Source organism: Hyphococcus flavus, assembly GCF_028748065.1.
Lineage (GTDB): Bacteria > Pseudomonadota > Alphaproteobacteria > Caulobacterales > Parvularculaceae > Hyphococcus > Hyphococcus flavus.
This window is the reverse complement of sequence record NZ_CP118166.1, coordinates 3,442,911-3,460,531: the sequence shown is the minus strand read 5'-3', so window position 1 is coordinate 3,460,531 and position 17,621 is coordinate 3,442,911. Positions and strand designations below refer to the sequence as shown.

Below are 17,621 nucleotides of genomic sequence, written 5' to 3'. Positions count from 1 at the left end.
GGTTACGCCGTCCCGATGAGCAGAGGCTTCAGTCCTGAATCGATTTCTTCGTATGAAAGAACCGGATTGCGGATTTTCTTCGCCTTCATCACGGCGCGAATAAAACGCCGACGCTTGGCGGACGTGACAATCGCCGGATAAAGATTGCGCGCTGTCGCCTGATTAATCTGCTCAACGACGGCCTGCGCCAGCTTGTTAAAGTCTTCCGGCGGCAGGGCGACATCAGTAGAGCCGCCTGCGCCCTGGGTTTCATGATCGGCGAATGTGGATTCCCAATCGAGACCGATCTGGATCAGCGGCACGGCGCCGTCTTCGTTCTGTAGCGCCGTCACAAAATGACGCGAAATGCGCTGGCGTACGAACTCCGCCACTTCCTCAGCCGTATTAAACATCGTGCGCCCTTCGGCGATGGTTTCAAGAAGCACCGGCAGGTTGCGGATCGGCACGCGCTCGTCGAGTAAAAGGCGGAATACTGTCTGGACAAACTCAAGCGGCGCCTTGTCCGGAACGAAATCATCGAGGAGGCGGCGGTTGGATGCTGCGCGCTCCTGATCCGAATTCTTGCAGAACTCGTCGAAGATGCGTTGTACGGAACGGCGTGTAACAAGTTGCGAAAAATTCTGTTTGATCGTTTCAAGCAGATGGGTCGAGACGACTTCCGCCGGTTCGACGACGGCATGTCCCATGGACATGGCGTCATCACGAGCGGAACGCTCAATCCAGCGCGCTGGCGCGCCGTACACTGGTTCTTCGCAATCATCACCCGGGATAGGCAATTGGTTAAGATCGTCGACAATCACCAAAACCTTGTCAGGGTGCAAAATGCCTTTCGCGGCGGTGACGCCCTGAATTTTGACGACATATTCTTTTGCGTTGAGTTCAAGGTTGTCTGTCAGGCGGATCGGCGGAATGATGAATCCGAACTCGCCGGCGATATACTGACGAATCTTGACGATACGAGGCTCGAGCCCGTTGACGTTATCAAGCGCAAGCGGAGTGAGGTCGCCGGCAAACTCCACATGGATTTCGTCCACGTCTAGAATATCGCCCAGCGGTTTTTTCTTGTCTTTCGGCTTTTCCGCCGGTTTGGCGACGTCAGCCTGTTTTTTTGCTTCGAGGTCTTTGTAAATAAAATACGCGGCGCCGAACGCCATGGCCGAGGCGACAAAAAATGGAATGAACGGAAGGCCCGGCATGAAAGCGAAAACCGCCAGGATCGCGCCGACCGTACCGATGGCGAGCGGATTGGTGCCGAGCTGCGCCAGCATTGCCTTATCAGCGGACCCTGCGACGCCGCCCTTGGAAAGCAGAAGCGCTGCCGCGATGGAGATGATGACAGCCGGAATTTGCGATACGAGACCGTCGCCGACTGTCAGGATAGAATAAGAAGAAACAGCGTCGCCGACTGAAAGTCCATGAACGCCTATGCCCATGGCAAGCCCGACAACCAGGTTCAAAAGCGTAATCAACAGACCGGCGATGGCGTCGCCTTTGACAAACTTGGACGCGCCGTCGAGAGAACCGAAGAATGTTGTTTCATCCTGTTCTTCCTTACGGCGGGCTTTTGCTTCCTCATGCGTGATGGCGCCAGCGGCGATGTCTGAGTCGATCGCAAGCTGTTTGCCCGGCATGCCATCAAGAGCGAAACGGGCGCCAACCTCGGCCATGCGGCCGGCGCCCTTCGTGATCACCATGAAGTTGACGATCAGAAGGACGCCGAAAACCACCAGCCCCAGGAAAATATTGCCGCCCATAACAAACATGGCGAAGCCTTCAATGACGCGGCCGGCCGCGTCAGGCCCCGTGTGACCTTCGCCGATGATGAGTTTTGTAGACGATACGTTCAGCGACAAGCGCAGCATTAACGAACCGAGAAGGATCGTTGGAAACGCTGAAAAATCAAGCGGGCGTTCAATGAACAGCGTCATGGTGAAAATCAGGATGGCCAGGGCAAACGACAGCGTCAGCCCGATGTCCAGCATGAACGCCGGTACAGGAAGGACCATCATGACAATGATCGCCATCAGGCCGAAGGCGAGCAAAACCGTCGTTTGTCCCGGCAGGTTTAGTTTAAGTACGCTGTCCATAACTGACTTTCTTGAACGGTTCTTAAGTTCCGGCGATGGCCTTCAACACCACCGTGTCGAACAGGTTGGACAGCATGCGCGCCATGTGTCCGGCGGAAAGCCAGAACACAAGAAGCATGACAAGAAGCTTTGGCGCAAAAGTAATGGTCAGCTCTTGAATTGACGTCAGCGCCTGAAAAAGGCCAACCACAATACCAACGATCAGCGCTGCGCCGATCATCGGTGCGCCCATCCAGACGCCCGCCCACAAAAACTGCCTCATGATGTCTGCGATTTCCGCTTCGGTCATGAAATCCCCCGTTAAACCGGCATCCGGATCAATTCCTGATAGGCTTCCACCACCTTGTCGCGCACAGTGACTGCCGTTTCGACAGCGAGTTCGGCTGCGGCGAGGGCTTCCACAACGGAGTGCGGGTCAGCATTGCCAGTCATGTAATTCATTGACGCCTGTTCGCCCTTGGCGACCGTCGCGGCGACATCATGAACAGCCTTGAACACTACGTTGGCGTCCGTTGTTTGAGCAGGCTTGGCGATATTTTCGCCGGCCTTGGCTGCCGGGTTTTCCGTTTTCAGCGCTGACTTTGCGAGGTTATAGCCTTGTGCGGCCTGGAAAGTTGCAAGCTTCATTGGTGACGTTCCCTATTACTTCTTCAGGATGTCGAGTAGCGATTTGTACATGTCGCGGGCCTGTTGAAAGACTTCGAGACCTGCTTCGTATGAGCGCGTGGCTTCACGCGCATCAGCGAATTCCGTCATCATGTTGACATTCGACATGGTGACGTAACCGTCTTCATTGGCAAACGGATGGTTCGGATCGAAAACGTCTTCACCGGGTGTCTGGTCGAGGAATACCCGGCCAAGTTCGACGTTAGTGACGCCTTCCTTGCGGTCAAAGACATTCTCAAAGGAAACAAGCTTGCGCTTGTAACCATGTGTGTCTGCGTTGGCGATGTTCTCGCTGACCACTTCAAGGCGCTGCGCTTGCGCGCGCATGCCGGACATGGCCGAAGCGGAAATTTTGTCAAATGGGTTCATTTATCGCTCCTACCGTCTGCCAAGACCTGAACGCAGCATCGATAAAGTCTTCGAATAAATAGTCAGGGCCGTGTCATGATCGCGTGTCGCAGCTGTTGAACGCGACATTTGATCTTCTAGAGAAACCGTATTGCCGTTAGGCGAGGAAATGCCTGGAATCTCGACACGTTCGGCGCGAAATGCCGTACTGGCGGCGCCATTCGCGATCTTTTGTTCGTTGCGCGCGAAAGCTTCCGAAAAGGCTTCTACGTCTTTGGCTTTATAGCCAGGCGTGTCCGCATTCGCGATATTCTCCGCGATTTGCGTATGACGTTCGACAGAATGCCGGGCCAACAAAGAAGCCGTGTGCAAAATCTTGAGATCGTTAAACATGTACACCTCGCTTTAACCAGCGGTAAGGAATAATTGCGCCTATTAGCTGAATGAACTGTTAACCACGTTTGAAATTATGAGCTTGTCTTTAGCGCCGGCGAAACTTGAGAAATTGTTAAAGACCGCAGGTCCGCAACATTATGGCGTCGTTACGGCGACCGATGGACTGTCGATAAAAATCGAAGGCCTTGCAGGTTATGCGTCTCTTGGCGACACGGTGCGTATCGCGACCGGCAGCGGACGCGACGTGCGTGTGAAAATCGTCGCTATGGATGGCGACAAAGCGACGGGGTTTGCATTTGACTCGCTTGTCGGTGCTGCTATTGGCGACATTGCAAGTCTTGACCGCGCTGGCGGTGACGCCATGCCGTGCGAAGACTGGATCGGGCGCATTGTGGATCCGTTTGGCAACGCCATGGATGGCGAAGCGCTAGGCCATGGCGATACGCCGGTCGCGCTGGAACATGCAGCGCCCAACGCCGCGTTGCGCAAAACATTAGGAAATCGTTTACCAACCGGCCTTTGCGTTCTCGATACGCTTTTGCCGATCTGTCGCGGGCAGAGGGTCGGCCTTTTTGCTGGGTCAGGCGTTGGCAAATCTTCTCTTCTCGGTGAAATCGCCTGTGGCGTTGAATGCGATGTGGCTGTCGTTGCCATGATTGGCGAGCGTGGCCGCGAGGTGCGCGGCTTTGTAGAAGAAGTTCTGGGCCCTGAGGGCATGAAGAAGTCTGTTGTCGTTGCCTCAACGGCGGACCAGTCGCCTCTGGCGAAAAAACGCGGCGCCCATGTGGCGATGGCGACGGCTGAATATTTCCGAAACCAAGGCAAGCAGGTCCTGTTGCTCTTTGATTCATTAACTCGTTACGCTGAAGCGCATCGGGAGATTGCCTTGTCGGCAGGCGAGGCGCCGTCGTTGCACGCGTTCCCGCCGTCAACGTTCCGCACCATCGCATCGCTCGTAGAGCGCTCCGGGCCGGGCGAAGAGGGGCAGGGTGACATAACGGCTGTCTTTTCAGTCCTTGTCGCTGGTTCTGATCATAATGAACCTGTCGCCGACATGATTCGCGGCATTCTCGACGGACATATCGTGCTCGAACGCGCTATTGCTGAGCGGGGACGGTTTCCAGCGATTGACGTTTCGCGCAGCGTATCGCGGTCTTTGCCGCGCGCAGCAACGGAAGAAGAAAACCTGTTGCTACGCGAAGCGCGGGCGATCCTGCGTGCATACGAAGATTCAGAAACAATCGTTCGTGCGGGGCTTTACGCACATGGCGCCGATGCGCAGATTGATCGCGCTTTGGAAATCTGGCCAAAGCTCGATGCATTCATTTCAGAGAAAAACGCTGGTGGGATTTCTGCCAGTTTTGAAAGATTAAACCGGGCTGTTCATGGCGGGCGCAAAGGCGCGTCTTCTACCCACGCCAATGCGTTGGGTTAGAATGTGTTCGATATAAACAGATTTGCTATGGAACTTGCGCCGAGCGAGGGGCCGCCGCCAAGAATGGAAAGCGCCGCCACGCCGGGTGTCGACGCCGTCGGGCCATTTTGAATTTCAGTTTGCAGAAAAAACCGGCGGAGCGCGTCTTCGACCTTAACCGGGTCTTTGAAGACGGCGGGTGACTTGCCGCCAAAAAATTGCTCCGCCTTGCGCGCGAACAAGTCTTTCTGCTTGTCAATGTCAGCCTGACCAACGGAAGAGGGGAGCCCCAGTGCGCCTTCCATAACGGCGCGCAAGGGTTCTTGTCCCATGATCTGAAACCATCCGGCAGTCTCAACATTGGCGCCGTTTGCAATTTTGGCGATCTCGCGGCGGAAGTTCATGGCAAGCCGCATATCAGTGTTGACATCGCCGACTTGTACTTCAAACGCTCTTTCAAGATAGTTGTTCGCTGTTTGCTCTCGGAAGGATTCAATTCCGACCTGAGGGCCCGTGAAGTTTCCGTAGCCAAAGCCTTTTGCGAATTCACGCCAACGCGAATCGCTAAGGCGGTTTGCGAACGCGTCGCTGAGGTCTGTGCCTTCTTCCAGGATTTTCTGAATCCAGGCCTTTTTATTGATCTCTTCCTGAAGTCCATAGGCGCCCAACGCAACCTCGAGCAAGCGGCGATCATTGACGAGATCTTCTGCGGTTTTCGCTTCCGCGATATTTTCACGAAAATATTCGACGTTGCGGACAATCGTCGGAGAGTTTTTGAACACCTCAAACTGCCGGTCGGCGCTGTTGTCAAAGACTTTCCAGCCAAGATAACCACCAAGGGGAATGGCTGGATAAAAGGTCATGACGCTAACGCGGTTTGTGAAGAACGGTTAAGCAGAGCCTCTTCAAGTGGAAATAATTTTTTCACGGCGCGCATGACGACGAAAAACTTCTTTTCCACCGCCGCGTTTACGGCGCGTGAAAGTTCACCCTCCGCTTCACCAGAAAAAATAGGCCGCAACGGTTCGAGGCCTGTTAGAATCTCTCTTGATGCTGCTTCGGCCTCTGCTTCACCTGCCATAGCGAGCTGTGCGACGTAATAAATACGCTTTAACGGCGTGTTGGCGTCTTCTTTCTGGATGGCGTCGCTGGCGCGCAGAATAGAAACATCATTCGAACGCACTCTTATGCTTGCGGCGCGATCTCCATTTTGGAGGATCACGCCGTTCACGAGCACTTTCTCGTTCGGTTTCAGCTTTATAACGAGCCCTGTCATGAAGCGGCGCCTTGTGGGCCTCCTTGAAGGCCGGCCATGATATTCTGGTTGATCTCAATCAGCGGGTGAATGCTAACGCTGTCATCGCCGCCTAAAATCTTGTTTGTCGTATAGCGTGTGAACTCGTAGAGATAAAAAAGCTGCGAACGCAATTCCGCTGAAAGCTGGTTGCCTTCGCTGGCGACATCGGCAGCAATAACTGTCCAGAATTCCAGGTTCTTTCCAAGCGCTCTTGCAACGCCGGCTTTGTCAGTATCGCGCGACTTGTCCGCTGCGATCAGCGCGCTCGTAAGACGGGTCAGCAACTGGCGCTCTACGGAACGCGGCTCCGCCGTGCTTTTGGTTGATTGTTGATAGGCGTTTCTCGCGAGCGCTGAAACTGTCATAATCTTCTTACCCCGTACCCAATCTTTTTTTATCATTAAGGTCTCACGGAGGCCCGAAGGCCTCCGTGAGGGAAGTTGTTATTAGCGGAACAGGCCGAGGATTGAGTTCGGCGACTGATTCGCAATAGACAGCGCCTGGATACCCAGCTGCTGCTGCACCTGCAGAGACTGCAAGCGAGCCGAAGCGGCTTCCAGATCAGCGTCCGTCAGGGCGCCGATACCTGTCTTCAGTGAGTCCGTCAGGTTCGTGACGAATTCGTTCTGAATTTCGATACGCTTTTGAGCGGAACCAAATTCAGCAGATACGTCCACGGCGTAATCAATGAGATCTTCGATCTCAGAAAGTGCGCCTGTAGGATCAGACTCGACGTTGATGCCTGTCAGGCCAGCAAGACCGCCGCTGCCGTCAGTCACTGCAGCTTCGAATGCAACAGCGCCGCCAGTGGCGTTCGAGATGGTGACAGTGCCGCCGGCAACAGCTGCGGTAACGCCAGCGATGCCGGCATCATTGATCGCGTTGTTGATAGCGTTTGCGACGTCGGTTTCGTCTTCGCCGGTGTCAACAGTGTACGAGAAACGCGTACCGTCGATTTTCAGCTCAAGGACGTTGCCATCAGCGACCGTGCCAGTGACAGTCAACGTAAAGTCGTTGCCTGTCGCAACAAGTGCTGCAGCAGAGTCAGCAGTGCCGTTGGCGCCAGTCGTGCCAGTCAGCGTGCTAGCAACAGCAGTACCAGCCGTCAGCTCAAGGCTTTGAGCGGAAACGGAAATGTTGCTGGCTGTAACGCTGCCACCTGAATCGCGGTCAAGAGACGCGAGGAACGATGTGGTGTCTGAACCTTTAAGAAAGTTCAAACCGTTGAACTGAGCAGCATCAACAATAGACGAAATCTGGTCGCGAAGCTGGCCAATATCCGTCTGGATTTTTGCACGGTCAACGTTTTCTTCCTGAGCAGCAACAACGAGACCTTTAATCTCGGTGAGCAATTCAGTCACTTTTTCCGCCGCGCCACGAGCAACGCCAACGGACGAAGCGCCAAGATTAAGCGACTGGTTGATCGCTTCAAAGCCCTTCACGTCAGACTGCATGACCGTGGAGATCGCGAAGATAGCTGCGTTGTCTTTTGCATTACCGACTTTTTTACCAGTCGAAATCTGCTCTTGAACCATATTCAGGTCTTTGTTGACCGAACGAAGGTTCTGCAAGGCAACCATGGCGGAAGTGTTTGTCAGTAGAGAGTTCATTTTTATACTCCTGTTGGATCGTTAGGTTTAACGGTCCGACCTCACGAGGGAGTTGCCGGGAGTCCCGCGGGTTGCGCGGGGTTTTCGAGCCGTTTTAGCTCGCGGCGAACCATTTAGGCGCGTCCGCAACAGTCCTGAGGACTGCATTCGTGGAAAGTACACTGAAGGGTATAACAAGCCCTTAACCTCATGCTTTTGAAGCAAACGTTGAAGCATTCGGGTTTTTGACAGCGGCGCCATCAGCGCCGTACATGCCTGTTTTAAGTTCGGACTCTCGCAATGACTGCAACCGTGCTCGCGCGCTCCTGGCGCCTTCGGCTGCAGCTTTTAAAATCGTTGCGTTTTCATCTGCTTGCGCGCGGATTTTATCGAGTTCTTGTATAAGAGACTCCGTTAAATCCGATTCACCAAGTTCGCGCGACAGCGTTTCAAACTCGGACAGTAGCGTTTCTTTTTGATCCGCCATTTCAGCGACTGCGTCAAAAGCGCGCTTTGCGATGGCGTTGCGTTCAGCTTCCGTTACCCTGGCGAGATCAGAAATGATGGTTTTCAGTTTTGCAAGTTGTGCATTCACGAGCTTTGGCCCTTCAATTGGCGATATATCTGATCGGCGAGACCAAACCCGCCTTTGTCTGCTAGTTGTTCCGCATAGGCCTCAACCAGCATGCGAGAAAACGCTTCACCGCCATGCCCGGAATTTTCCGATACCGCCTTATCGAGGCCGGCATGCGAAAGCATTTCAGCGATAAAGACCGCTTCGAATTCCTTGGCCTTTGCGCGTATCTCTTCATCACGACGCGTAGCCTCAGGCGCGGTTTCGTTTGCATCTTTTAACGATGCCGCATTCATGATTGCCGGAAGGGCGGCGATATCCATCAAGGCGCTCCAGATAGAAAAAATTTTAAGTAAACCTACGCGCCGTAACTAAAAAATAAGTTATCAAACGTAGGAAAGCTTTATGCAAAATTCGCCGCTCGCTTTTCTCACATCGCTCGGGGCCAAACCTTCTGTCGAAGGCGGTGTCAGTGCGACCTCATTAAATTCATCCGGAAATGCGCAAACCGATAGTAACGGTTTCTTCGCCATTCTGAATCGTTTGCTAACGCCAGGCGGTGACGCAAACGTTCCGGAAGTCTCCACAAAACTCGCAGCAGAAACCACGAATAGTGAGCTTCTTGAATCGCTCAATCAGGGTGAGCTTCGAAGCGGGAACGCACTCATACCGCAAGAAGGTTCTGATGGCTCGCAAGTTGAAGGGTTGTTTGCCCCCGGTTCGCCCGGCGAGGCGCCGCTCATCAACGTTGCTACTGTTAAGCAAGGACCTGGAGCGGTGGGAGCCGCGACAATGCAAGTTGGAACATCGCCGCTTGTGACCGGGGATAACGGCTTCATTGAAGAAAACAGCCTTGAGCTACGTCTTGGGCCGAATAACGATAGCGCCAATGAACAGGCGTTTCTTTCACCTCGTAATGGTGCACAGAAGAACGGCTTGTCTTTAGGATTAAATAACCCTGTCGCAGCTGCCGCAAAGGCGCTTGGTGAAACCGCAAAAGCTGAAGTTACACCGTTTACAGGCGTTATCGACGCTGACGCGCCTGTTTCAGAACGCAGCGCGCAGTTGCGTATTGAGACAGCCTCTGCTGCGGCAGACAAAACGCTCAACATCAACCCGGTGCGCGATCAGATCATCGCTGCGGTTGTCGCGCGGCAAGGCGAGGGGCGCCTTGAAGTGCGTCTCGATCCGCCGGAACTCGGCCGGGTTACGATTAACTTCGAAGGTGACGGCGTAGAGCTTGTGCGCGCGGTTGTTTCAGCCGATACGCCGGAAACACTGGACCTGATGCGCCGCCATGCGGATGCATTCCAGAAATCCTTGGCGGAGCAGGGCTTTGAAGGTCTTGATCTGCAGTTTGCAGAGCAGGGCGCGGAAAACCCGGCTGAAGAAAACGCAGAGGCCGGGAATTCTTATGTCGTTTCGGCTGAACAGTTGGAATCGGATGCGGCGGGCGAGCTTGATCAGCAAGATCGCATGGCCATGCTTGGCCGTCTCGACCGGCGTCTATAAAATCCAGGACGGGGAATATCATGCAGGCTGTATCACCAACTGGCTCGACACCACAAAATCAGCAATCACAATCAACGGCCGCTGCTGCGCAAGCAGCCCAGGCCTCAGCGTCGGAAACGGAAAGCAAGAACACCGGCCTTAACGCCGTCGACTTTCAAAACTTTCTGACGTTGCTCACGGCGCAGCTAAAGAATCAGGATCCGCTTGACCCGGCAGACTCAACTGAGTTCGTGGCGCAGCTCGCGCAATTCTCTTCCGTTGAACAGCTCGTCAACGCCAATAACAAGCTGGATTCTATCGCAGATGCGCTGGGCGGTGGCGGCAATATCGACAAGTACGCGAGTTGGATCGGCAAGCAGGCTGAGGCGACTGATGCGCCCGCCTTTTTTGATGGCGATCCGGTGAAGTATCGTCTGTCTGGTTCAAGCGAAGCCGCCTATGTTCAGACCGTGATTTCTGACCGTAACGGCGCTGAAATCGCGCGCTTTCCGTCAGTAAACTCGACGGGCGTTCAAACCTGGAATGGTCTTGTTAACGGCGCGCCAGCGCCGCAAGGCGCTTATGCCGTCAACGCCATTTATTATGCAGCCGACGGAACCGTGCTTGGCCAGGAAGCGGCGAACACTTTCGGCGGCGTGCGCGAAGTGCGGCTGAATGCTGAGGGCGAACCGTCTATCGTTCTTGATGGCGGCGTTGAAGTCACGCCGGACCAGATCACAGGCCTCGGCGCCCTTGAAGAAGAACAGCAGCAAGCTGCTTCTTAAAAATTTCCGGCTAAAGAATAGAAACGCGTCATGCCGGGCTCGACCCGGCATCCAGCTAATATGAATAGCTATTGCGTATATAATGGATCCCGGATCAAGTCCGGGATGACGATGACATAAGACTGCAACGCTTTTTGGGCGCCTAGATCATCGGGCGATAAGGTTGCATCACCCGCTGATCTAGATTCTTAGTTGTCGCGCCTGATTTGCGAAAAACCGGATTCCACTTTTTCGCCCGGCGTTCTAATAACTCTGCATCCCGATGTCCTGGATCAGGACCTGCAACGCGCCATCGCCGATGATAGTCTTAGAGATAGCCAAAATCTCGGCCTTGGTCTTCTCCATGACGGCTGTATCTTCAAGCATGAGCGGCAGGTCGCCGTCACCGGCTTTCATAATCAGATGAGAAAGTATGGCGTCGCGCAAACGCGGTTCGTAAGCGTAAACCGTTTCGCCTTGTTCGCTGTCCACTTCGATGTTGATGTCCATGATCATCATTGAGCGCGGCTTGCCGTTCTGGACTACAGGAACGACGAACTGGCGGCCAAATTTCATATAAACAGTACTGCTTGTATCGGCTTCGCCGTGACCGCCTTTTTTCTTTTTCTTCTTTTTGTCTTTCTTATCGCCATGGCCGTCATCGGATTTTTCGCCATGTTCGCCATCGGCTGCAGCGTGTTCTTCACCGCCGCCTTGCGAGGCTTGCAGTTTAAAAAAATAGCCGCCGCCGCCGCCAGCAATGCCGGCGACAAGGATAATGATGATGGGAAGCAGTTTTTTCATTTAGCGCCAGACTGTTTCCTATGTTGTGACGGCTGACCCGTTAAAAAAGCCTTCATCTTTAGGGCGAAAATCTCTTCGCTTTCCGGGATCATCGAGCATTCCATATTTTTGAAAGCCTATTTTCAGCCCCGAAATGTGTATGGTTTTCGCCACTGTCATCGACGCGCCGGCTTAGAACGGTGAGATCATGTCGAGAATTTGCGAGCCATACCGTGCTTTTTGAAGGTCGCTGATCTGACCGCGCCCGCCATACGAAATGCGCGCATCAGCGATTTTGTCATAGGTGATTGTGTTGTTACGCGCGATGTCTTCAGGGCGGATGATGCCGCCGACCAGAAGTTCGCGCAGCTCGTAATTCACGCGGATTTCCTGACTGCCGGAAATCGCAAGGTGACCGTTCGGCAATTCGCCGATAACGGTGGCGGCGATGCGTAAGGTAATCCGTTCCTCACGCTTGATTGTGCCATCGCCTGATGATGCGTTGTTCGATGACGCATCGATGGCCGGGTCCAGTCCAGCGCCACCGGGCAAAACGTCTTGCGCCAGCGATGGAACACCGAGAAGGGCGGGAACAGAGAGTCCGTCGGACGATGATCGTGAACGGTCCGTGCGGTTTTTCATTTCCGCTTCTTCATCAATCTCGATAACGACCGTGACAATGTCACCAGATTTGCGTGCCCGGCGGTCGCCGAACAGGGATGTCGGTCCTGAATGCCAAAGCGATGCGGTAGTATGCGTCGGCTCAGTTACGCCGCCGTTTTTCGGGGGCACATTATAGCGTTCGGGCGCGGGCGCAGGCATCGGATTGCGCATTTCGCCCACGGGTGACATCGATGGCGGCTTGAACATATGGTCAAGACGCGATGATGAGCATCCCGCAGTCGCGACAAGCGCTATGAGGGCGGCAGATTTTGAATAACGGGCAAGCGTCATCGGGTTATCACCTTGTTCGGGCCGACGACTTCCGCCGTCAGAATGATTTTTGAGGAAAGGTTCATCACGCGCACCATTTCTCCAACGGCGCCTGCGTCGAGCGCGCGGCCTTCCGTTGTGATGAGCAGAGGCCCGCGTTCAAATTCGAGCATGACGATAGCGTTGCGATCGATCAGCGTCGGCATGCCGATATCGTTTGCGGTGATGACTTTGCCGGCATAAACGGCGCGTTTCAGCTCCATGCCGATGAAAGGTTCATAGGCGGCTTTGTCGCCATCGGTGGCCAAATCGGATTCGTGCAGGATCGCGCCGGCGCGCAGATGATTTGCGGCTTTCACTGGCGCCAGTTTTTTCTTGGCGGCAATGGTGGCGATGATCGGCAGGTCGTCGTTCGTTTGCGCCTCGGCGGGCGAGGTCGGCGCTGCCGCATCGTCGGCAAACGCGGCGCTGGCGAACAAGCCAAGCAACGCCAGAGTATATGTGGTTATGCGTTTCATGGCGTTACCTGATCTGCGTTGTCGAACCGAGCATCTGGTCAGCAGCGGAGATGACTTTCGAGTTCAGCTCATAACCGCGCTGCGCCTCGATGAGATCAGCGATCTGTTGAACAACGTCCACGGAGGATTCTTCTAGGAAGCCCTGTCGGATCGCGCCGCGGCCATCGATGCCCGGCTCGCCGGGGATTGGCGCGCCTGAAGCTTCGGTTTCACGGAAAAGATTGCCCCCAAGCGCCTCAAGGCCTTTTTCATTGGCGAACAGCGTCAGCGTCAGGGTGCCGATCTGCTGGCCGGCGGTCTGTCCATCGAAATAGGCGAAGACTTCGCCGTTGTTGTTGATGGTGATGGACCGCGCGTCCTCAGGAATAGTGATGTCGCCAGCGAGGGGATAGCCTTCGGAATTGACGATTAATCCTTCGCCCGTGCGCTTGAATGCGCCGTCGCGCGTATAGGCTGGATCGCCTGAAGGCAGCGTCACCTCAAACATGCCGCGTCCTTCGACCGCGAGGTCGAGATCGCCGCCTGTTTGCCGCAGCGAGCCTTGCTCGTGATTGACCGAAACGGCGGCGGTGCGCACGCCGAGACCCATTTCGATGCCCGACGGGGCGATGAGGCCGGTGGATGATGATATGGCCCCTGGCGCGCGAAGCTGTTGGTAATGTAAATCCGCAAATTCGGCGCGGCGGGTGGAATAGGCCGTCGTGCTCATATTCGCGATATTGTTCGATACGACTTCGACGCGCTTTTGCTGCGCATCCATGCCGGTCGCTGCGATTCTCAAGGCTTGCATGTGAAACCCTCCTTACAAATTGGCTCTTAGCGAGCTCTCATGGCTTCGACGGTTTTCGAGATCCGTTCGTCGTCATCTTTCAAAAGTTTCTGACCCATTTCATAAGCACGCTGCACTTCGATCAGGCGCGAGATTTCCATCACCGGATTGACGTTGGATTCTTCAACGAAACCCTGGCGCAGTTTTGGCTGTTCCAGCGGCGTCAGTTCTCCTGTTGAACGCAGCAGGTTACCGCCTTCGCGCATGAGCTCAGTCGGCTCGGCGCTCACAAGCGCCATTCGGCCAACGGGCGCGCCGTCGGCTGCGATCGATCCGTCATTGGCGATGGTAATGTTGGTTGCATTCGGGGGCAGGGCGATGGGTGAAGATCCCTCGCCAAGCACCAGGTGACCTTCCTGTGTCGTCAACTGACCTTCGCGGTCCATGACGAACGCGCCAGCGCGGGTCAGGCGCTCGCCGTTCGGCGTTTGCACGACGAAATAACCCTCGCCCTCGATGGCGACGTCGTAGGCGGAGCCCGTTTCCACAAGCGCGCCAGGCGCGGCGTCGAAAAATCGTCCGCCGATATTCGTCTGAGACACCGAACGCTCATGCGGTTCAAGCATGCGGACATATTCGGAAAAGACAAAGCCTTCGCGGCGGTAGCCCGCTGTATCAGCATTGGCGATATTATTCGCGATGCTGTTGAGCTCTTTAGAAAGTCCCGCCTGTTTTGAAAGCGCGACGTAACTGGTGTTAGTCATCGCCCAATCCCCTCTGCATAAAGTTTGTTTCTTTTGCGACGCCAACTGAATATTCACCGAGAGCGTCAATCGCGCGTACGCTGACCGCCGGCGCCGGTGCAAACATATGCGCAATAGCGGCGAGTAATTCCGGGTCCTGTGCAAGCGTTTCGCGCGCAGCAGCCGGTAACGAACCGAGCCCCGCATTAAGCGCCGCGAGCGAAATCCGGGCGGCGCTGCCGGTGGTGCGTTGTTTTGCCGGCGTCTTGTCGAATGCCTCCATGGAAAGCGACCAGTCTTCCCCGCGCCAGGCGGCGCGGGTCATGGCGTCATCAGCAGCACCAGTGCGTACAGCGCTTTTCACTGTTAAAAGCACGCCGCTGCGATCGCCAAGCTGTTCGTAAGCTTTGACTTTGATTGCTGCGAGTTCAGCATTGGTTTGCGTCTGTGCTACGGCATCAAGCGCAGCCTTTGGTTCGTCGCTATTGACCAATGTGCGGGCTTTGATAGCGCTCGCTTCGGCTTCCCATCCGGCCGATAGCCCGGCGAGCGCATCGTCAACGAGATATGTTGCGCCGAATTTTGAAAGCTCACGTGCGACGGCGATGTTTACATCGGCGTTTTCACCGCCGCTGACAAATTCTTTGTAGTCGAAGAACGATTTTACTGCTGCAAGGCGCTCGTCTTCATCGCCCAGCAAGCCGTTCATGATGATCGCGCCGGCGGCGGCCTTCGCCGCTGGCGCGGCTTGTGTTGCAGACTCGGCCGAAGCGTTCAGTACGGCGACAGCCTCGGGCAGGCGGCCTGCAGCGGCGAGCGCCTTGGCGCCGGCAAATGTCGCGCGTGCTTCGGAAACGCTCAGAGCGCGTTTGGACGTTTGCTGCGCGAGGTCGTCGAGAAAGCCCTCATAGGCGACTTCCGCGCGATCTTCGTAATCTTGTGCAAGAACGGCGAGGGCCTTGCTCTGCAGCGGACCGGGGGTTTGTGCGATTTCTGCGAGCGTTTCATTGGTATGATTTGCTTCTTCAGGCGCGGCGCCAAGTGATTTTTCGAGAATCGCCAGCGCCGCCGTGTGTTCGCCGTCGCGCGCCTCTTTTGCGATATCATAGATAATTCGGGCGAGTGTCTGATCGCCTTTCTCAACAGCATTGAGTGCGAGCATTTCAGCTATTGGCGCCCGTAATGCGCGTGTCATTTTTTTCAGGGCGTCAATGTGTGCTTGGGAAAGGTTTCCTGCCGTATCGTCATCGGGGCTGGCGGCGGCATATGTCAGTTCAAACAACGGTCCGCAATTTTTAAAGGGCGCAATTGACTTGCGCGCGCGTGACTTGGCGCCGGCGCCAAGGTCGGCAAGACTTGCAGCGACCGCCATATGTTCATCGCCTGATTCAGCACGAGGCGTTGCGATGGCGCTTGCTTCTTCAAAGAAACCGATATGGATATAGCCTAGCGCCAGCGTGCGGGCGAGGTCTTGAATTTCTGACGGATCTGTCGACGCCGCAAGACGATGCCGCAGTTTGGCGATAGTCGAGTAGTCGAGCTTGCCTTCCTCGCTTAGCGGTTCGTCAAAAAGGGACGCATCGACGCATTCAGCTTGTGGTGCTTCGCTCTTGCTTGCGGTCAACGCCGGCGGGTCAAGGCGCGCCTCGTTCGCGAGCGGCGTATCAGATGCCGTCGCCGGATCAAATTCAGGCGCCGTATGCGCAGCTTGCGTTGGCTCCACTGCAGGTTGAGGTTTTGGTTTTCCGTTGTTTTCGGATTCTGATTCATTGCGTTTCTCATCGATTTTAAGCTGAACAACGCCCTGGTGGCGCGCTTCTGCAAGCAGCGCGATCATTCGGTCGCGCGCTTCACGCATGCTTTCTGGCGTTGATGGCGCATTTTCAGGCGCTTGTTTCGCTGCTTGCCGCATGGCGTCGGTTTCAGGCGTATCTTCCTGCGTCGGCGCCAAAGCCGTTGGGCCGTTGTTAAAAATATCAACAACCAGCGATCCTGAATCGCCTTTTGAGGTGCGGACCGGGCAATCACAAGTAAGCGTCAACACCAGTGAGCGCGTTGCATCACCGTCAACGACGCGCGCGGACAATACGCGGTGCGCTTTGCGCTTTTCCAGAATGTCGGAAAGTTCGAACTCATAGTCCTTGCTGGGCAGGGCGATTTCGACCTTGCGGTCTGATGTTGAAATACGCCAGTCACCCGGTGCGTCAGGAATAACAAGACGCGAATACTCGCCATGTTCGCCCGCGCGAACAGGCAATGTTTCCGAAGCGAACACGCCGCCCGGAAACAACAAAAGCAGAGTTATGAAAAGCGCGCGTTTTATCATGCAGCGTCTTTCTTCAGCGCTTTCAGCGCTTCTTCGATTTCATTGAATTTCGGCCGGTCGTGGCTAGGAATGTTCCGGCGCGCGACCTCAACGCACATTTGCGGCGAATGCATCTGCAAATGCGCGACAATTGTTTCCCGGATTAACTGGTAAAACCGTTGTTCTTCTTCATGCACGGCCATGATTTTCGCCGCCAGCGGTCCGACAAGACTGTAGGCGAGGAAAACGCCGAGAAACGTTCCAACCAGCGCGCCGCCGATCATCTGGCCCAGCACTTCCGGCGGCTTGTCAATCGAGGCCATGGTTTTGATAACGCCGAGAACAGCCGCAACAATGCCAAGCGCGGGCAGGGCGTCAGCCATTGTTTGCAAGGCGTGGCCGCCATGCATGCTTTCCTCGTGTAATGCTTCAAGCTGCTTTTCGAGCAGATCTTCGACCTGATGCGGATTGTCGAAATTCATCAGGATAGAGCGGATCGTATCGCAAATTATGTCTGCGGCTTCGTGGTCCTTGGCGATTTTCGGGTAGCGTGAAAAGATCGAGGACTCTTCAGGGTTTTCGATATGCGCTTCAGCCTGAACAGGGCTTTCTTTGGCCACGCGAAGAAGCTCATACATCAGACACAACAGGTCTTGATAATCGCTGCGCTTCCATTTCGGACCGGTCAGCGCTTTCATGATATCGCCACCGGCCTGTTTGATAACGCCAAACGAGTTGCCGACGAAGAACGCGCCTACGGCGGCGCCGCCGATGATCATGATCTCATAGGGCAGGGAGTGGATGATGATTTCCATCTTGCCGCCGGCGATGATGTAACCGCCGAAAACCATGCAGAGAGTGATAATTATTCCGAGAATACTGCCCATGACACCACGACTAAAACCTAAAAGTTTAATGACTCGCTTAACGAGTGTTTCATGAAG

Annotated in this window: 21 protein-coding genes; 3 read left to right on the top strand and 18 right to left on the bottom strand. The window is 55.0% G+C overall.

Going from position 1 to position 17,621, the window contains the following annotated elements; all coding sequences use genetic code 11:
* Positions 1-2: 2 nt before the first annotated feature.
* Genes flhA through PUV54_RS16510 form a run of 5 tightly spaced genes read right to left on the bottom strand, consistent with a single transcriptional unit; the run spans position 3 to position 3,494 of the window.
* Entirely contained in the window at positions 3-2,087 is a 2,085-nt protein-coding gene (flhA, locus tag PUV54_RS16530; protein WP_274493447.1) for a flagellar biosynthesis protein FlhA, read from the bottom strand.
* Positions 2,088-2,109: 22 nt separating this feature from the next.
* Positions 2,110-2,376: a flagellar biosynthetic protein FliQ gene (locus PUV54_RS16525; RefSeq protein ID WP_274493446.1), complete on the bottom strand. Its 267-nt coding sequence runs from the start codon at positions 2,374-2,376 to the stop codon at positions 2,110-2,112.
* An 11-nt stretch (positions 2,377-2,387) separates the two neighbouring features.
* Positions 2,388-2,714, bottom strand: a complete 327-nt coding sequence (gene fliE, locus PUV54_RS16520; RefSeq protein ID WP_274493445.1) for a flagellar hook-basal body complex protein FliE — start codon at positions 2,712-2,714, stop codon at positions 2,388-2,390.
* A gap of 15 nt (positions 2,715-2,729) precedes the next feature.
* Complete coding sequence (flgC, locus tag PUV54_RS16515) at positions 2,730-3,122, bottom strand: flagellar basal body rod protein FlgC (RefSeq protein ID WP_274493444.1); 393 nt, start codon at positions 3,120-3,122, stop codon at positions 2,730-2,732.
* A gap of 9 nt (positions 3,123-3,131) precedes the next feature.
* The gene (locus PUV54_RS16510; RefSeq protein WP_274493443.1) at positions 3,132-3,494 is read right to left on the bottom strand and encodes a FlgB family protein; all 363 of its coding nucleotides are present in this window, start codon (positions 3,492-3,494) and stop codon (positions 3,132-3,134) included.
* A gap of 76 nt (positions 3,495-3,570) precedes the next feature.
* On the opposite strand from PUV54_RS16510, the gene PUV54_RS16505 reads away from it, so the two are divergent.
* Positions 3,571-4,932: a FliI/YscN family ATPase gene (locus PUV54_RS16505; protein WP_274493442.1), complete on the top strand. Its 1,362-nt coding sequence runs from the start codon at positions 3,571-3,573 to the stop codon at positions 4,930-4,932.
* Here PUV54_RS16505 and PUV54_RS16500 read toward each other — a convergent pair.
* From PUV54_RS16500 to PUV54_RS16475, 6 genes are all read right to left on the bottom strand, one after another.
* Positions 4,929-5,774, bottom strand: coding sequence for a DUF1217 domain-containing protein (locus tag PUV54_RS16500; RefSeq protein WP_274493441.1), 846 nt, complete (start codon positions 5,772-5,774; stop codon positions 4,929-4,931). The two genes, PUV54_RS16505 and PUV54_RS16500, sit on opposite strands and share 4 nt — an antisense overlap.
* A complete protein-coding gene (locus PUV54_RS16495) occupies positions 5,771-6,187 on the bottom strand; it encodes a flagellar biosynthesis repressor FlbT (protein ID WP_274493440.1) in 417 nt (138 codons plus the stop codon). Before PUV54_RS16495 ends, PUV54_RS16500 begins: the two co-directional genes overlap by 4 nt.
* Positions 6,184-6,573: a flagellar biosynthesis regulator FlaF gene (flaF, locus tag PUV54_RS16490; RefSeq protein ID WP_274493439.1), complete on the bottom strand. Its 390-nt coding sequence runs from the start codon at positions 6,571-6,573 to the stop codon at positions 6,184-6,186. The genes PUV54_RS16495 and flaF overlap by 4 nt, the downstream gene beginning before the upstream one ends.
* Before the next feature lie 81 nt (positions 6,574-6,654).
* A complete protein-coding gene (locus PUV54_RS16485; protein WP_274493438.1) occupies positions 6,655-7,818 on the bottom strand; it encodes a flagellin in 1,164 nt (387 codons plus the stop codon).
* A 187-nt stretch (positions 7,819-8,005) separates the two neighbouring features.
* Positions 8,006-8,392, bottom strand: a complete 387-nt coding sequence (locus tag PUV54_RS16480; RefSeq protein ID WP_274493437.1) for a hypothetical protein — start codon at positions 8,390-8,392, stop codon at positions 8,006-8,008.
* On the bottom strand, positions 8,389-8,694 hold the full coding sequence (locus PUV54_RS16475; RefSeq protein ID WP_274493436.1) for a rod-binding protein: 306 nt from the start codon (positions 8,692-8,694) through the stop codon (positions 8,389-8,391). The genes PUV54_RS16480 and PUV54_RS16475 overlap by 4 nt, the downstream gene beginning before the upstream one ends.
* 82 nt (positions 8,695-8,776) lie before the next feature.
* Between PUV54_RS16475 and PUV54_RS16470 the strand changes: the two genes are divergently transcribed.
* Together PUV54_RS16470 and PUV54_RS16465 are read left to right on the top strand one after the other, a co-directional pair.
* Positions 8,777-9,883 carry a flagellar hook-length control protein FliK gene (locus tag PUV54_RS16470; protein ID WP_274493435.1) on the top strand — a complete coding sequence of 369 codons (1,107 nt, stop codon included), beginning with the start codon at positions 8,777-8,779 and terminating at the stop codon, positions 9,881-9,883.
* Between the two features lie 20 nt (positions 9,884-9,903).
* Positions 9,904-10,647: a flagellar hook capping FlgD N-terminal domain-containing protein gene (locus PUV54_RS16465; protein ID WP_274493434.1), complete on the top strand. Its 744-nt coding sequence runs from the start codon at positions 9,904-9,906 to the stop codon at positions 10,645-10,647.
* A 243-nt stretch (positions 10,648-10,890) separates the two neighbouring features.
* On the opposite strand, the gene PUV54_RS16460 is transcribed toward PUV54_RS16465, so the two are convergent.
* The 7 genes from PUV54_RS16460 to motA form a co-directional block, all read right to left on the bottom strand.
* A complete protein-coding gene (locus PUV54_RS16460) occupies positions 10,891-11,430 on the bottom strand; it encodes a flagellar basal body-associated FliL family protein (RefSeq protein WP_274493433.1) in 540 nt (179 codons plus the stop codon).
* A 171-nt stretch (positions 11,431-11,601) separates the two neighbouring features.
* The gene (gene flgH, locus PUV54_RS16455) at positions 11,602-12,363 is read right to left on the bottom strand and encodes a flagellar basal body L-ring protein FlgH (RefSeq protein ID WP_274493432.1); all 762 of its coding nucleotides are present in this window, start codon (positions 12,361-12,363) and stop codon (positions 11,602-11,604) included.
* Complete coding sequence (flgA, locus tag PUV54_RS16450) at positions 12,360-12,860, bottom strand: flagellar basal body P-ring formation chaperone FlgA (RefSeq protein ID WP_274493431.1); 501 nt, start codon at positions 12,858-12,860, stop codon at positions 12,360-12,362. The genes flgH and flgA overlap by 4 nt, the downstream gene beginning before the upstream one ends.
* Positions 12,861-12,864: 4 nt before the next feature.
* Positions 12,865-13,650 carry a flagellar basal-body rod protein FlgG gene (gene flgG, locus PUV54_RS16445; protein ID WP_274493430.1) on the bottom strand — a complete coding sequence of 262 codons (786 nt, stop codon included), beginning with the start codon at positions 13,648-13,650 and terminating at the stop codon, positions 12,865-12,867.
* 26 nt (positions 13,651-13,676) lie between these two features.
* A complete protein-coding gene (locus PUV54_RS16440; protein WP_274493429.1) occupies positions 13,677-14,393 on the bottom strand; it encodes a flagellar hook-basal body complex protein in 717 nt (238 codons plus the stop codon).
* Entirely contained in the window at positions 14,386-16,698 is a 2,313-nt protein-coding gene (locus tag PUV54_RS16435) for a hypothetical protein (RefSeq protein WP_274493428.1), read from the bottom strand. The genes PUV54_RS16440 and PUV54_RS16435 overlap by 8 nt, the downstream gene beginning before the upstream one ends.
* Positions 16,695-17,564, bottom strand: coding sequence for a flagellar motor stator protein MotA (motA, locus tag PUV54_RS16430; protein WP_274493427.1), 870 nt, complete (start codon positions 17,562-17,564; stop codon positions 16,695-16,697). Before motA ends, PUV54_RS16435 begins: the two co-directional genes overlap by 4 nt.
* Positions 17,565-17,621 lie beyond the last annotated feature (57 nt).

Bases quoted from the DNA above. Each gene is read 5' to 3' on its own strand.
- flhA (WP_274493447.1), bottom strand. From the start codon at position 2,087: ATGGACAGCGTACTTAAACTAAACCTGCCGGGACAAACGACGGTTTTG.
- PUV54_RS16525 (WP_274493446.1), bottom strand. From the start codon at position 2,376: ATGACCGAAGCGGAAATCGCAGACATCATGAGGCAGTTTTTGTGGGCG.
- fliE (WP_274493445.1), bottom strand. From the start codon at position 2,714: ATGAAGCTTGCAACTTTCCAGGCCGCACAAGGCTATAACCTCGCAAAG.
- flgC (WP_274493444.1), bottom strand. From the start codon at position 3,122: ATGAACCCATTTGACAAAATTTCCGCTTCGGCCATGTCCGGCATGCGC.
- PUV54_RS16510 (WP_274493443.1), bottom strand. From the start codon at position 3,494: ATGTTTAACGATCTCAAGATTTTGCACACGGCTTCTTTGTTGGCCCGG.
- PUV54_RS16505 (WP_274493442.1), top strand. From the start codon at position 3,571: ATGAGCTTGTCTTTAGCGCCGGCGAAACTTGAGAAATTGTTAAAGACC.
- PUV54_RS16500 (WP_274493441.1), bottom strand. From the start codon at position 5,774: ATGACCTTTTATCCAGCCATTCCCCTTGGTGGTTATCTTGGCTGGAAA.
- PUV54_RS16495 (WP_274493440.1), bottom strand. From the start codon at position 6,187: ATGACAGGGCTCGTTATAAAGCTGAAACCGAACGAGAAAGTGCTCGTG.
- flaF (WP_274493439.1), bottom strand. From the start codon at position 6,573: ATGACAGTTTCAGCGCTCGCGAGAAACGCCTATCAACAATCAACCAAA.
- PUV54_RS16485 (WP_274493438.1), bottom strand. From the start codon at position 7,818: ATGAACTCTCTACTGACAAACACTTCCGCCATGGTTGCCTTGCAGAAC.
- PUV54_RS16475 (WP_274493436.1), bottom strand. From the start codon at position 8,694: ATGGATATCGCCGCCCTTCCGGCAATCATGAATGCGGCATCGTTAAAA.
- PUV54_RS16470 (WP_274493435.1), top strand. From the start codon at position 8,777: ATGCAAAATTCGCCGCTCGCTTTTCTCACATCGCTCGGGGCCAAACCT.
- PUV54_RS16465 (WP_274493434.1), top strand. From the start codon at position 9,904: ATGCAGGCTGTATCACCAACTGGCTCGACACCACAAAATCAGCAATCA.
- PUV54_RS16460 (WP_274493433.1), bottom strand. From the start codon at position 11,430: ATGAAAAAACTGCTTCCCATCATCATTATCCTTGTCGCCGGCATTGCT.
- flgH (WP_274493432.1), bottom strand. From the start codon at position 12,363: ATGACGCTTGCCCGTTATTCAAAATCTGCCGCCCTCATAGCGCTTGTC.
- flgA (WP_274493431.1), bottom strand. From the start codon at position 12,860: ATGAAACGCATAACCACATATACTCTGGCGTTGCTTGGCTTGTTCGCC.
- flgG (WP_274493430.1), bottom strand. From the start codon at position 13,650: ATGCAAGCCTTGAGAATCGCAGCGACCGGCATGGATGCGCAGCAAAAG.
- PUV54_RS16440 (WP_274493429.1), bottom strand. From the start codon at position 14,393: ATGACTAACACCAGTTACGTCGCGCTTTCAAAACAGGCGGGACTTTCT.
- PUV54_RS16435 (WP_274493428.1), bottom strand. From the start codon at position 16,698: ATGATAAAACGCGCGCTTTTCATAACTCTGCTTTTGTTGTTTCCGGGC.
- motA (WP_274493427.1), bottom strand. From the start codon at position 17,564: ATGGGCAGTATTCTCGGAATAATTATCACTCTCTGCATGGTTTTCGGC.